The organism is Pseudoalteromonas sp. SG44-1 (assembly GCF_014164315.1).
GTDB classification, from domain to species: domain Bacteria; phylum Pseudomonadota; class Gammaproteobacteria; order Enterobacterales; family Alteromonadaceae; genus Pseudoalteromonas; species Pseudoalteromonas rhizosphaerae.
Map to the genome: position 1 here is coordinate 13,315 of NZ_JACJEW010000029.1, position 14,667 is coordinate 27,981.

Sequence of the window (14,667 nt, forward strand, 5' to 3'; positions counted from 1 at the left end):
GGGCTTAGCAAAGCCCTTCACAGTAAATGTTAGTTATTGTCTGGTTAACTCAAACATTTGATTTTCTGCTCCTGAGGTACATGTCCATTGCAGAATATTAGCATCATCGGCAGTTTTGCTGTCTGCGACGTCTAAGCACAACTCACTATTTCGGTTGATGATACGCCACTTACCAGAGCCGGCACTTTGAAAACGAAACTGCTGGTTATAGCTCCCTGTGTATGTCCAGATATTGATATTTTCACCCGCTGTAGTTGAATGCGTATAGACCTCTAACCCTTTAGAAGGAGCATTGACTGGTGAAATACGATGCCACACCCCATCGACTGTTGAAATATTAAATTTTTGGCAATCATTATTAAGCCAAGACCACTGCCTAACATTTGCCCCATCTTCACTTTGACAGTTAGCAATATCTAATGATGCACCACTGTGTTTTGGGGTAATGCGGTAAGTACCATTGACTTGTGTATTGGTTGGGTTGCCATTATTGCCGTCGGTATAACCATTGTAGACTTCAAACTCTGCAATTTGCGGTACGCCATTGGCGGAATGAATCACAAAACTTACTTTGGATAAGTTAGTGTTAGAAAAAGTGATTACATTTGGCACAGCACCACCGTTAGTAAGTGTTACACCTGTATCGTAGTTCACTAAAGACCAAGCTGTAATGCTTCCTTTACTAGCTGGGGTTTCAATTATTTTAATCGCATTTATGGTGGTGTTAAGGTTTTTAATATTGATCGTGCCCGTGGTAGCTGACGGTGACCAGTAAGTTGACATATCGCCGTCGTTCACATTGCCATAACTCGAGCCACTGGCTTTAGAACTGCCATCAACACCGGCACTAATAGCTAGATTTTCCCCTGCTGGTGTTGGCTCAGGTGTTGGATCTGGATCCGGTGTTGGATCGGTGGGTGTGGTTGTTCCACATTGACCATTTGATGTTTGTAAGCCTTTGTTCGCGCCAGCCGTTGCTGCAATGATGTTGGGTATACACTGTGCATTATCAAGTTGATAGTTATAAGGGATGTTGATTGTTGTGGTTGAGGTTGGATTAGGGCCTGCTGGGTGAAGCTTGTTTTCTTGTTCAGACCAATCGATATTATCCCAAATGTTGCCGCTGACTTGCCAGTAACCCATGTCATTTGTATAAAAAGTGCCGAGTGGATCTTTGGAATTTTTAAAGTAGTTGTTTTCGGCGCGCATTTTACCGCCAATTCGTGGATTCATGCCCGATGACACGAGTCCATAGTAGTAGTTGTTGTAAGCATGCGCTGTCGCGTGTCTTAGTAAAGGCGTGCGAGAATTAATATTTTCATAGTAATTGTGATGAAAAGTAACAGGGCCGTTAGTATCGTCACTATCACTTGAGCCAACGAGACCACCGCGTCCAGAGTTGCGCAAAATACTGTAAGATAATGTCACGTATTTGGTATTACTCTTCATATCGAACAAAGCATCATATCCTGAACTTTCGCCACCACTGGCCTCAAGTGTAACGTGATCGACCCAAATATTTCTGACGTTTGACTCCATGCCAATTGCATCACCGCCGTTGGAGGTGGGGGAGCCTGATTTTTTGACGTTTCTAACGTGAACATTTTGAATAATGATATTTGAAGATGAACGAATATGGATGCCTAATTGGTCAAAAAGAGCACCGCTACCAACACCGATAATAGAAACATTACTAATTTCTTTTAGTTCAATTAGATCTGGCCCAGTATTGCAACTATCTCCAGATACTTTACTGGTGTTGCCATGATTTATGGTGCCTTCAACGTGGATGATAATTGGTGTGTCACTTGATGCTCGGTTACATAAAGCCTGATGAATTTGGGTTCCAGTTGTTGCATAAACAACATCGCCACCAGCACCACCTGTTGTACCACCATTCGTTGCGGCAAAGCCTGACGCATTAGCAAGTGCACTGTTTCCATATATAGCAGTTGTTATGGCCAAAGCATGCAAAGAATATTTAAATAACGTACGTTTATTCATTGGTTGTTCCTAATTACTGTATGTTCAGATCAAAACAATCAAATAAATTAATTGTTAAAAATGTTAACACAATCAAGTCCTGTTTATGCTTGTACTGCAGTGCTACCGGTGGCATTATTGCGCTAAAAATGACTTTCTGCAATGCTAATTACTGATTGATTAGTTTTAATTTCATCATTTAGTTTTGTTTTTATGCGTTTTAAATAAATATATTTAATTAAAATTAATGGGTTAGGTTTTGTTTTAATTATTTAAAAAAATATAAAAATAATAACGATTTATTTTCTAGTTTTTATTATAGTGTTTTTTGATACTTGAAATTTAGTTAACATTTGTTCCTTTATTGTTTTTTGATATGACTAGATATTTGCATGTTACGGGGCTGGTTCTAACGCAATATTGATATGCTTTATGGATGAGTTAGTTGTTTATAGGTGTTGTTGTGAAGTACTAGAGTATGTTGACCTTTCAGAATTAAAATTTGTTTAATCTAGGAGTGATTTAATCGTGACAAGAGGTTTTTAACCTAGTGGGCTCGCTACTGCTACCGCGTTATTCTACTGGCGGAAGTAATCTGAGCTTCGGATAATAAATCTATCTCCAGCGGCTATTTTTCAATGTTAACTGCGTTGAATTTATTTGTAATAGGCATGCTATTGACGCGTAAATTCGCCTTATTTTCCCTGAAAATTTTGGCTGGAGAGTAAAAGTAATATTAGTGCTTTAAATCAATGCGTTAGAAAACACATGAACCAAAATTTAGGTTAAGCAACAAAGAGTTAATCGCACTTAGACAGACCACATTGGCTTGCGAGTTTTTTGAATTTATGATTATTTATAAATACTTACGGTAAAAACTATACTCTAAGAAAGTGTTACACGCTGTGGCATTTTTTATATTTTTTACCACTACCACACGGGCATTCATCATTGCGGCTAATTTTTATATCTGCAACAGGGAAGATCTCACCATCGAGATAACGCCACTGGCCATCTTCTTTTATGAAGCTTGATTTTTCATGCAGTTGGCAAAACAAGTTTTGATAAAAATAGCTAACACAAAATTCAACACAACCAGTGTACTCTTGCTGATCTGCACTGATCACGGCTAATTTTATAAAGCGGCAACTATTAGCAAAATCGGCAATTTCTCTGAGTGGGTTTGCTGCTTGTTTTTCTTGTGCATAAGTTTGGTAAATATACTTAGCATTTTTTAAGGCATAAGCAACAAAGCGAGAGCGCATTAGTTGCTCTGGGCTTGTTGCTTGTATATTGCCTAAATGCAATTTTTCACAGCAATCGCTATAGCTTTGTTCGCTGCCACATAAGCAAAGACTGTCAGTGAGTGAGGTCATAATTAAAATACGCTTTATTAAAAAACGGCATTTTAACAGCTTATTGTGCTAATGCTATCTCTGTAGCTTGTTGGGTTTTAGTAAAACAGTATAGTTTTGCACTGGCTTGATCTAACTTTAATGACAGGTTAGCTATTTGATTGTCTCTCACAATGTCTGTCCAGGTGATCACCGCTGCAAAGTTACCGTTATGTAGTGCAGAATTTAGTACATACTCTAAATTAACCAGATGCTTTTGCCTGATCACTAATAGTTTACTGGTATCAATAGAACATGAATCGAGTAAAGCTTTACTTGGTACGTGATCCGGTGCAATCAGTAACGTCCATGCGTTTTTATTATTGTAATGGTGTAACACCTTTAGAAGTTCAAAAGTTGCAGAGATCTCATCTTCTATCTGAATCAAATTTACTGATGCGCTTAAATTATCTTGTTGATAGCTTTTAACTGTTCTGACGGTAATTGGCTGTAACATAAGTTTCACTCACTGGTTGTTTATACAGTACTCATATACAGTAGTTTATACAGTGTTTGTGTGCAAGTGTTTTTTGCTATCTTTTTGAACGATTTTTATATTTATTTGATACCATCAGCTTTGGAAATGTGCATAAAATAAAATAATTTTTATAAAACAATATATTACTTAGTTACATTGAGGTGGCAATTGATTTTAATGAAAAGGGTAGATTAGTCCCTTTTCAAGGTGAGTTGGGGATCAGGTGAGCAAACTGCTGTTGGTGTATTTGCTCATACAGTGTTGCTGCATAACACTGGGCATCTTTAAAGCGGCGGGTGGTTAGATGTTTACGTAAATCAGTTAAGGCAGTTGCTGCAGGCTCATAGCCTTGGCTACTGGCTAAACTTAGCCATACCGCGCCATGAAAAACACTAGTAGGTACGCCTTGGCCTTTGATAAAAAATAATCCGAGATAAAATTGGGCTCGCTGATTACCTGACATTGCAGCTAAGCGCATCCATTTAGCTGCGAGAGGAGGTTGATCATTTTTTAAATAATACAGGGCTTTATTAACAGTGTTATCAGGAGTATCAGCTTTAACCGCACTGTGTGGGGCTTTGCTCGGTTGGGTGATAAACGATAATACGTTTTCTAACTGTTGTTCTAAATCTAAGCCAATTGGCGAGGTATCTGTCATAGTGCCACACATATTATTGTTGTCATTTACCTGCTCAGTTTAGTCTAATATCAGGTTAATTGTCCTGTTATTCTTGAAATATATGATAAAATCACGCAATTATTGTCATCTAAAATGAAACTCACTTATGCTCGACGCGTTATTTAAAATTAGCGACCACAACTCGACTGTGCGCCGCGAATGTATTGCTGGTCTCACTACCTTTATTACTATGGTTTATATTGTGTTTGTCAACCCTGCTATGTTGGCTGAAGCTGGTATGGATCAAGGTGCTGCGTTTGTGGCAACTTGTATTGCTGCCGCTATTGGCTGCTTTATCATGGGCTTTTGGGCAAATTATCCGTTAGCTTTGGCTCCTGGTATGGGGCTTAATGCCTTCTTTACTTATGGTGTTGTATTAGGTATGGGCTATACCTGGCAAGCAGCATTAGGGGCTGTGTTTATGTCGGGCTGTATTTTCTTGTTCCTGAGTTTGTTCAAAGTCAGGGAGTGGATAATTAATGCTATTCCATTGGTGTTAAAGCAAGCCATTGCAACAGGAATTGGAGCGTTCTTAGCGTTAATTGCGCTTAAAAATGCCGGGATCATTGTGGCCAGCCCTGCAACATTAGTGCAGCTGGGTGATATAACGGCTGCCGGTCCATTGTTGGCTATTTTTAGCTTTTTTGTTATTGCAGCGCTACTTTATCGTGATTTTAAAAGCGGTGTTTTGATCAGTATTTTATTAGTAACTGTGATCGCGCTAAGTCTGGGTTTGGTAGAGTATCAAGGCGTGATATCTATGCCACCTTCAATTGCGCCTACTTTTATGCAACTTGATTTTTCAGCGGCATTTGAGTTGTCAATGCTTAGCGTCATTTTTGCATTGTTGTTCGTTGATTTATTTGATACATCAGGCACTTTAGTTGCGGTAACTCAAAAAGCAGGCTTAGCGGACGAAAAAGGTAATATGCCACGTTTAGGACGAGCATTAAGTGCTGATAGTGCCGCAACCATTGCCGGTTCAGTATTGGGCACTTCGACCACAACCTCATATATAGAGTCAGTTGCAGGGGTGTCTGTGGGTGGCAGAACAGGACTTACAGCTGTGGTTGTAGGAATGTGCTTTTTATTGATGATGTTTTTTGCACCTTTGGCGAAAATGGTGCCAGCTTATGCAACTGCGGGAGCTATTTTATACGTGTCGGTGCTAATGCTACAAAACCTCAAGTTTGTAAATTGGGATGATATGACAGATGCCATTCCAGTGAGTGTGGTATTACTGATGACGCCGCTAACATTCTCCATTGCTCATGGCATTGCACTGGGCTTTATTTCTTATACAGCTGTTAAAGTATTGTGTGGTAAACGAGAACAAGTAAGCATCAGTGTGTGGATATTGACAGCGATGTTTGTGATAAAATTTGCGTTTTTATCCTAAGTTAATACAAAGAAAAAGTGGTTTACCACTTTTTCTTTGGTGCAAAAAGCACGTCTAAATCATCTTGTTCTTGCTCTGCTTTTTTCTTCAGTGCAGTTGCATTGGAGGCTTTAAGGTCGGTGCTTATTGCTTCTAAATAACCTTCGAGTTCTTGGCGTTTTGTAGTTATATAATCGTCGCTATAAGCTACTGCTGATACAGTTGCGTACGCTTTTTCAAAGTATTGGCGTGCAGAACCGACCATATTCGCAGAGCGCGCTGAGATACCTCGTTTAATCTGGCTTTCAATATTAATTCGTAATTGGAGCTTTTCTAAGCGCTTGTCTTCAGCAATAAAAATTTGGCTGTCTACTTTTCCTTTACCATGCTCTGAGCGAAGCACTGCACGTACTTTCTTGATACCTTGAATAAGTGCTATTAATTGCTTGTCGTTATCGGGTAACACTAAGTTTTCTGAGTTAGCGGTGTCGATTGAGTTCCCTAAACGTTCATTGGCTTCTTTTAAGCGATTCTTTAACTCTTTTGAATTAGGAGATAGCTGCACCATTGCTGCTAACGCATCATGAATACGCCGTTGCAGAATACGTAAAATATGTTCTGACATAGGTATGTTGGCGCTATTTACTAGAACATCTTCTGATTCTTCAATGATTTTTTTTTGTTTGGTTAAGTCTTTACGGCGTTCTGTTTCTTGTTTCTCTTTATGCTGTTGTACCGCACTGACCCAGAGGGCAATGACAATCAGTGCAACAATCAACATAATAATAATAGAAACGATCATGGTTTAGGTCTCAAATTTCACAAGCTAATAATTTTAATCTTACATTAAATATATGCTAACGGGATAGTTTTGCGCGGCTTATGTAAAAAAGAATTCACTTTCTCATCATTTATTACTATCTGCGTATGATATTTTTTCATTTTGCGCGTCAGCTCAAAAGATGGCTACCTCAAGACGAGGGATTATGCTAGCCTAAGCAAATAACCTTATAAATACGATTCCAGACAGCCTTTTTCTATTGTTAATCAGAAAAAACTTGGCTTGACGCGATGTAGCATTTATAAATAAGCAGTATAACTACACTAAAAAATGCAGCCATGAAATTACAACAACTCAGATACATCGTCGAAGTCCAAAATCATAAACTTAATGTTTCAGCAACCGCTGAAAGTTTGTTTACCTCACAGCCAGGTATTTCTAAGCAAGTACGTATGTTGGAAGATGAGTTGGGCGTGCAGATTTTTGGGCGAAGTGGAAAACACTTAACCCACGTTACCAGCGCGGGCACTGAAATAATTAATATTTCCCGTGAGATCCTTTCTAAAGTAGAGGGTATTAAGGCGGTTGCAAATGAGCATACATTACCTGATCAAGGTAAGTTGAATATTGCCACCACACATACCCAAGCACGGTATGCACTGCCAAGTGTGATCCAAGGATTTATGAAAAAGTACCCTGCGGTGTCATTGCACATGCACCAAGGTACGCCGCAGCAAATTTCTGATGCTGCTGCTCGAGGCGATGCTGATTTTGCAATTGCCACTGAAGCACTGCATTTATACTCTGATTTAGTAATGTTACCTTGCTATCACTGGAATCGCAGTATTGTGGTGGCAAAAGACCATCCACTAGCTAAAAAAGCAGAGTCGCTGACCGTTGCCGATATTGCCCAGTATCCACTTATTACTTATGTATTTGGTTTTACTGGCCGTTCAGAACTTGATAAAGCATTTAATGCGCAGGGACTTGAACCACACATTGTATTTACAGCAACTGACGCCGATGTGATTAAAACCTATGTACGCTTAGGTTTAGGTGTGGGTGTTGTAGCATCAATGGCGATTGATCAAATTGCAGATACCGATTTAGTGTGTATTGATGCAAGCCATTTATTTGAAGCCAGCACCACTAAAATTGGCTTTAGAAAAGGCAGCTTTTTACGTACGTATATGTATGATTTTATAGAGCGTTTTGCACCACATTTGACCAAAGAGCGGGTTGAGCGAGCGAGTTTACTACGTAATCAAGATGACGTAGATAAGCTGTTTGAAGATATAGAGTTACCGGTTAAGTGACTTTAATCTTTTGAAAACAAAAAAGCCGCATATTGCGGCTTTTTTAATGACTATAAAACTTAACACTCAATTATATTTACAGCTAAGCCACCGCGAGCGGTTTCTTTATATTTAGTTTTCATATCGTTACCAGTATCAAGCATGGTTTTAATAACTTTATCCAATGATACTTTTTGCTCGCCACTGCCACGAATAGCCAAACGCGATGCATTAATTGCTTTGATAGCTCCCATCGCATTACGTTCAATACACGGCACTTGTACTAATCCACCGACAGGGTCGCAGGTTAACCCTAAGTTATGCTCCATGCCAATTTCAGCGGCATTTTCTACTTGTAATACACTGCCACCGACAATTTCAGTCAGTGCACCAGCAGCCATTGAACATGCGACGCCAACTTCGCCTTGGCAACCAACTTCAGCACCTGAAATTGAGGCATTCTTTTTATACAGGATGCCAATTGCAGCGGCAGTTAATAAATAACGAGTTGCAATATCGCGGTCTATTTCTTTAATGAATGTGTGGTAGTACATTAATACCGCAGGTAAAATACCTGCTGCGCCATTAGTTGGGGCTGTAACTACACGGCCACCTGCAGCGTTTTCTTCATTAACAGCAAGGGCAAACAAATCCACCCAGTCCATTGCGCGTAGGGGGTCATTGCTGACTTCAATATTGAGCTTTAAGTACAGGCTAGGGGCGCGACGTTTAACTTTCAAACCACCAGGTAAAATTCCTTCGGTGCGCATACCGCGTTCAATACAGGCTTTCATTACTTGCCAAATATTGAATAGTTCATCTTTTATTTCATCTTCTGTGCGTAAGGTTTTTTCATTTTTCATCATCAAGCTTGATACGCTATAGCCTGACTCCTTACACATTTCTAATAATTCTTTGGCACTGCCAAATGGAAAGGGGGCTGGATTTTCTTCACGGACAGTGAGCGCAGCTTGTTTTTCGTTTTCAAATTCTTCATCGGTAACAATAAAACCGCCACCAATTGAATAGTAAACTTTACTATGGAGTTTTTCGTCGCCTTTAAAAGCAATGATCTCCATTGCATTTGAGTGTTTTGGCAAAGTTTTACGACGGTGGAATACAATCGCTCCTTGTTTTGGAAACTTTGCTTGATGCACTTGATTTAAGTGGATCACTTGTTCATTTTCAATTTTAGCGAGAATATCGTCTACTAAATCGGCATCAATGGTTTCCGGATCATAACCCGCAAGTCCGAGGATAACTGCTTTGCCTGAACCATGGCCGATACCTGTTTGTCCCAATGAGCCATATAGCTCAACTTTAATGCTGGTGACATCGGTTAACAAGTTTTGTTGTTGTAGTTCGTTAACAAATAAACGCGATGCGCGCATTGGGCCGACGGTGTGTGATGATGACGGGCCAATGCCAATACTAAACATATCGAATGCACTGATCATAATAACTTTACTCTACTTTTACTCAGCACGATTGCTGCCTTTGAACGGTCGCACATAATAACGCGTAATTGTACCCTTGTAACCCTTTGCAATTGAGATTTATACTGGTATGGCAAGCTGTTTTGTAAAGTTTTTAATAATGCTAGCAGTAGCTCCCCAAAGTAGTCCGTAAGGAGTTGAAAAACCTTGTAAAGTAATCGTTTTGCCAAAGCGATGAAAAGGTAAGGGTTGCCAATTGTTTACATCAGCGAGTGCGCTGACGGGCAGCAAAAAACTGGCGGCCACTTCATTTTGGTCTGCATGCCAATGTGTATCTGGGGCTAATACACCAACAAACGGTGTAATCGTAAAGCCGGTAAGAGTAGAATAATCGCTTAATTGACCGATGACAGTGACATTTGATGGGGCGATATTTAGCTCTTCACTAAGTTCACGCAGTGCAGTATGGCGTAAGTTTGCATCGCTCAACTCATGCTTACCACCGGGTAAGCAAATTTCCCCAGGGTGGTGATTTAAGAACATCGGGCGTTTGCATAGTAATATGTGCGCGCTGTTATCTATATCAATCAGTGGTAACATAACGGCACTGGCTCGTTGGGGACGTTGTTTAAAATGTCTCTTATCAGCTGGCTGTATATACTCATTGGCAGGCGCAGTTAGCTGAAAACGAGCCATAAGCTGTTTGCTATTCACACAGGTTACTTCAATAAAGGTAAGATTTTATTTACTTTATCGTAAGTTTCTTGGTATTCCAAATCCACTTGTGAATCAGCAACAATGCCGCCGCCAGCCCAACAATAAATATGTTGTTTGTGACACACTAAAGTTCGGATGGTAATACTGGTATCCATATTGCCACAAGCGCTTAAATAACCGATTGAACCACAGTAAATACTGCGCCGATGCGGTTCTAATTCTTCAATGATTTCCATCGCACGAATTTTGGGTGCACCGGTTATTGACCCTCCCGGAAAAGCAGCATACAACTGATCAACCGCAGTTTTATCGTCAGCTAACTTTGCTGTCACGGTACTGACTAAGTGGTGTACTGCAGGAAAACTTTCAATCGCAAAGAGTGACGGGACTTGCACGGTACCAGGTTTGGCAACTTTACCTAAGTCGTTGCGCAGTAAATCAACAATCATCACATTCTCAGCGCGATCTTTCGCTGAATTTTGTAATCGAGTTGCTTGTAACGCATCTTCTTTTTTATCAAGACACCGTGGCAGCGTTCCTTTGATTGGCTTGGTTTCAACCTGATTATCATTAATGGCAATAAAGCGCTCAGGAGAAATAGATAAAATAGCGCCATCAGGATGATTAATAAAACTTGAAAATGGTGCTTTGTTAGCTTCGCGCAAAGTACAATAAGCATGCCACGGTGAGCCTTGATACTGTGCTGTAAAACGCTGTGCTAAGTTAATTTGATAACAATCGCCACTTTTTAAATACCCCTGAATTCTTGCAAACTTAGCGCTGTATTGTGCGCGGCTCATATTTGATGACCAGCCTCGGGTGATTTCAAATGGCGAGGTAATTGGAGAGGCGTGAGCTAACTCCTGTAGATACATTGCTGATCTATCAACATCAGGCTGTGCGACATAAAACCAACTGTGCAGCTTTTTATCATAGATAAGTGCATCCAGATAGAGACCAATAGCTAGTTGTGGCATATCGATATCATCGATAGCTTGGCTGGGAAGTTTTTCAATGACTCGGCCAAGGTCGTAACCAAAATACCCGAGCCAGCCGCCACTAAAAGGTAGGTTAGGCTGAGTTTTACTGCTATCTAGAGTATTTAGCTGTGCTTTAATAATGCTAAAACAATCTTGTTCAGTTGCCTTGTCATCAATAAACGTGTGGTTATTTTTAACTTCGAGGCGCATTTTTGGCGCAATAGCAATCAGATCGTAACGACTATTTATATGGTCGCTGTTGGCTGAATCCAGCAGCACGGCATAAGGTAAATGGGCAAAATAGGCGAAAACCTCTAGGCAGTTGAGCGAAATGTCTAATTGAATACAGGTTTTTTGTTGCTTTATCATCTATTTTTTTACCCTGAAGAACTGGCTCGAAACGGGCTAGGAGGGTATCATAAGTTATAATTTTTTGGCAGCGTTTAGTGACGTTGCCTAAGCGCTGTACAAACCACCGTCACTGGTTTGGCCTAGTTTACGTGTTCTCACGTAAAGGTAATTTAAGGAACCCCTATGAGTACAATTCGTCAGCAAGACTTTATTGATAGCATTGAAGATGCATTGCAGTATATTTCGTTTTATCATCCACTTGATTTTGTTCAAGCGCTCGAAAAAGCCTATAACAAAGAACAAAGTAAAGCGGCAAAAGATGCCATTGCGCAGATTTTAATTAACTCGCGGATGTCGGCAGAAGGCAAACGTCCTTTGTGCCAAGACACAGGTATTATTACCTGTTTTGTGAAAGTAGGTATGGATGTTAAGTGGGACAAAACAGATTTAACCGTACAGCAAATGGTTGACGAAGGGACGCGTCGTGCTTATTTGAATCCAGATAATCCATTGCGTGCATCTATTGTTGCAGATCCTGCAGGTAGCCGTAAAAACACCAAAGATAATACGCCTTCGGTCGTGCACATTGATTTAGTGGCAGGCGGCAATGTTGAAGTTATGGTGGCAGCAAAAGGCGGCGGCTCTGAAAATAAAAGTAAAATGGTGATGCTAAATCCATCTGATGATGTGGCTGAATGGGTCGAAAAGACCTTGCCGACCATGGGCGCTGGTTGGTGTCCACCAGGCATGCTAGGTATAGGTATTGGTGGAACGGCAGAAAAAGCCGCAGTAATGGCAAAAGAATCACTTATGGATCCAGTTGATATCCATGAGCTTATGGAACGTGGCGCAGAAACCACCGAAGAGAAACTTCGTTTAGAAATATTTGAGCGCGCAAATAAGCTCGGTATTGGCGCACAAGGCCTTGGCGGTTTAACAACAGTGGTTGATGTGAAAATAAAAACCGCACCGACTCATGCGGCCTCAAAACCTGTGGTTATGATCCCAAATTGTGCGGCGACTCGCCATGTACATTTCACATTAGATGGTTCAGGTCCTGCAAACTTAAAAGCGCCAAAACTTGAAGATTGGCCAGAAGTCACATTTGAAGTGGGTGAGGGTACGCGTCGTGTTGACTTAAATACGCTAACTAAAGAAGATACGCATGAATGGAAAATGGGCGAAACAGTATTACTGTCAGGGACTATATTAACTGGTCGTGATGCAGCGCATAAACGTCTGCAAGATATGATCAATTCTGGTGAAGGGTTACCAGCAGGTGTTGATTTTGACAATAAGTTTATTTACTACGTTGGCCCAGTTGACGCGGTACGTGATGAAGCAGTGGGCCCTGCAGGTCCTACAACAGCAACTCGGATGGATAAATTCACTGACATGATGCTAGAAAAAACTGGCATAATTGGCATGATTGGTAAAGCGGAACGTGGCCCTGCAACAGTTGAGTCTATCAAAAACAATAAATCTGTGTATTTGATGGCCGTAGGTGGAGCAGCTTACTTAGTATCTAAAGCAATCAAAAAAGCCCGTGTAGTGGCATTTGAAGATTTAGGTATGGAAGCTATCTATGAATTTGAAGTAGAAGATATGCCAGTCACTGTCGCAGTGGATAGTGAAGGCGCAAATGCGCATACCCAAGGCCCAGCAATTTGGAAAGCTAAAATTGCAGAGTTAGACGCTAAGTTAAAATAAGTATTCGCTTTATTATGCGGTATTTGAGTCTTCTCAGATACCGCTTATCAGCTCTGACCAGTTGGATGTAAACCACCTAATCTCCCGCAAACACCCATCATTACTCTCTTGTTGCTGTTTATTGCCTTGTAATTTAAACTTTACAATAATATTCAAATTGACGTTCACGTAAACGTTATCATGCTATATTTTTAGTTAAGTTAATTAGCTATTCTAAAAAGTAACTTTTTTTGAATTTAAAATGTTTAAAATTGCGATAAATTAGCTTATTTATTACAGCGCCTGATATTGATAGGTTTTATCATCTCATATAGTGGCAAGCTGTAATATGAAGTGGTAGAGTCTCGGCAATTTCAGCGTGCATACCCTCTCACGGGTTACAAATTTCGGAGTAAGATAAAGTGGCTGTGTTCAATCGAGTTGATTTTGATAACCACGAACAAGTGGTTTTTTGTTCAGATAAAGAATCAGGCCTTCGTGCAATTATTGCCGTTCATAATACTAATTTAGGTCCTGCTGTTGGTGGTTGCAGAATGTGGGATTACGCAAGTGATGACGACGCTGTTGTCGATGCGCTTCGTTTATCAAAGGGTATGACCTACAAAAATGCGGTAGCACGTTTACCATTTGGTGGTGGTAAATCTGTGATCATTGGTAATGCCAAAGAAATTAAGTCTGAACAGTTATTCCGTGCATTTGGTCGCCAATTAGAGCGCTTAAATGGTAGTTACTATTCTGCTGAAGATGTAAACATCACCTGTGATGATGTGGCTATTATGAATAAAGAAACTAACTATGTATTAGGCCTTGAAGGTAAAAGTGGTAACCCATCACCATTTACAGCGTATGGCACATTTTTAGGAATTAAAGCGGCGTTACAACATCAACGTGGTCACCAAGACTTGAGTGGCATTAAAGTGGCAGTACAAGGCTTAGGCGCTGTTGCTTATGGCTTATGTAAACATTTGCATGACGCGGGTGCGATCTTGTTTGTAACTGATATCAACCAAGTGGCAATTGATCGAGTCGTGAATGATTTTGCAGCGACTGCTGTAGGCATTGATGAAATATACGACCTTGATGTCGATGTATATGCACCGTGTGCACTTGGTGCAACAGTAAATGATGCGACTATTCCACGCATTAAGGCGACAATTATTGCTGGTTGTGCAAATAACCAATTAGCCGAGTCTCGCCACGGTGAGATCATTCGTGAAAAAGGTATTTTATACGCACCAGATTATGTGATTAACGCAGGTGGTATTATTAATGTTTATTATGAAACAGCGCCAGAAGGTTACAGTGCTGAGGCATCAAATAAACATGTTGAGGGGATTTTCAAAACCTTAACTGAAATTTTTTCGCGTAGTGAGAAAGAGCAAAAATCAACGCATTTGATCGCAGACGAACTCGCACAAGAGATCATCAAAAACGGTTTATAATAAACGCGTTATAGGCGTGCAATTGCACGCCTTTACATTATTC

General features: G+C 40.4%; 12 protein-coding genes. 4 read left to right on the top strand and 8 right to left on the bottom strand.

Annotated features, from left to right (window positions below; all coding sequences use genetic code 11):
* Positions 1 to 33: 33 nt before the first annotated feature.
* From H5187_RS14105 to H5187_RS14120, 4 genes are all read right to left on the bottom strand, one after another.
* Positions 34 to 2,004, bottom strand: coding sequence for an RICIN domain-containing protein (locus H5187_RS14105; RefSeq protein ID WP_182797971.1), 1,971 nt, complete (start codon positions 2,002 to 2,004; stop codon positions 34 to 36).
* Positions 2,005 to 2,879: 875 nt separating this feature from the next.
* Positions 2,880 to 3,359 (bottom strand): YchJ family protein, encoded by a 480-nt coding sequence (locus tag H5187_RS14110; protein ID WP_149982847.1) that lies wholly within the window; start codon positions 3,357 to 3,359, stop codon positions 2,880 to 2,882.
* A 40-nt stretch (positions 3,360 to 3,399) separates the two neighbouring features.
* Positions 3,400 to 3,834 carry a SulA-like leucine-rich domain-containing protein gene (locus H5187_RS14115; protein ID WP_149982846.1) on the bottom strand — a complete coding sequence of 145 codons (435 nt, stop codon included), beginning with the start codon at positions 3,832 to 3,834 and terminating at the stop codon, positions 3,400 to 3,402.
* Between the two features lie 223 nt (positions 3,835 to 4,057).
* Positions 4,058 to 4,513, bottom strand: a complete 456-nt coding sequence (locus tag H5187_RS14120) for a sel1 repeat family protein (RefSeq protein WP_149982845.1) — start codon at positions 4,511 to 4,513, stop codon at positions 4,058 to 4,060.
* A gap of 127 nt (positions 4,514 to 4,640) precedes the next feature.
* Between H5187_RS14120 and H5187_RS14125 the strand changes: the two genes are divergently transcribed.
* Positions 4,641 to 5,933 carry an NCS2 family permease gene (locus H5187_RS14125; RefSeq protein ID WP_182718438.1) on the top strand — a complete coding sequence of 431 codons (1,293 nt, stop codon included), beginning with the start codon at positions 4,641 to 4,643 and terminating at the stop codon, positions 5,931 to 5,933.
* 22 nt (positions 5,934 to 5,955) lie between these two features.
* On the opposite strand, the gene H5187_RS14130 is transcribed toward H5187_RS14125, so the two are convergent.
* Positions 5,956 to 6,714 (bottom strand): hypothetical protein, encoded by a 759-nt coding sequence (locus tag H5187_RS14130; RefSeq protein WP_149982843.1) that lies wholly within the window; start codon positions 6,712 to 6,714, stop codon positions 5,956 to 5,958.
* A gap of 317 nt (positions 6,715 to 7,031) precedes the next feature.
* Here H5187_RS14130 and cysB point away from each other — a divergent pair, with 317 nt between their 5' ends.
* Positions 7,032 to 8,009 carry an HTH-type transcriptional regulator CysB gene (gene cysB / locus H5187_RS14135; protein WP_145241047.1) on the top strand — a complete coding sequence of 326 codons (978 nt, stop codon included), beginning with the start codon at positions 7,032 to 7,034 and terminating at the stop codon, positions 8,007 to 8,009.
* A 59-nt stretch (positions 8,010 to 8,068) separates the two neighbouring features.
* On the opposite strand, the gene H5187_RS14140 is transcribed toward cysB, so the two are convergent.
* The 3 genes from H5187_RS14140 to pabB all read right to left on the bottom strand — a co-directional run bounded on the left by H5187_RS14140 (position 8,069) and on the right by pabB (position 11,490).
* The gene (locus H5187_RS14140) at positions 8,069 to 9,445 is read right to left on the bottom strand and encodes an L-serine ammonia-lyase (protein WP_145241045.1); all 1,377 of its coding nucleotides are present in this window, start codon (positions 9,443 to 9,445) and stop codon (positions 8,069 to 8,071) included.
* A gap of 99 nt (positions 9,446 to 9,544) precedes the next feature.
* Positions 9,545 to 10,138, bottom strand: coding sequence for a CoA pyrophosphatase (locus H5187_RS14145; RefSeq protein WP_310737087.1), 594 nt, complete (start codon positions 10,136 to 10,138; stop codon positions 9,545 to 9,547).
* Between the two features lie 5 nt (positions 10,139 to 10,143).
* Entirely contained in the window at positions 10,144 to 11,490 is a 1,347-nt protein-coding gene (gene pabB / locus H5187_RS14150; protein WP_182718437.1) for an aminodeoxychorismate synthase component I, read from the bottom strand.
* 165 nt (positions 11,491 to 11,655) lie between these two features.
* On the opposite strand from pabB, the gene H5187_RS14155 reads away from it, so the two are divergent.
* Both H5187_RS14155 and H5187_RS14160 read left to right on the top strand, forming a co-directional pair.
* Positions 11,656 to 13,182 carry a fumarate hydratase gene (locus H5187_RS14155; protein ID WP_145241038.1) on the top strand — a complete coding sequence of 509 codons (1,527 nt, stop codon included), beginning with the start codon at positions 11,656 to 11,658 and terminating at the stop codon, positions 13,180 to 13,182.
* 401 nt (positions 13,183 to 13,583) lie between these two features.
* Positions 13,584 to 14,624: a Glu/Leu/Phe/Val dehydrogenase gene (locus H5187_RS14160; protein WP_149982840.1), complete on the top strand. Its 1,041-nt coding sequence runs from the start codon at positions 13,584 to 13,586 to the stop codon at positions 14,622 to 14,624.
* Positions 14,625 to 14,667: the final 43 nt, after the last annotated feature.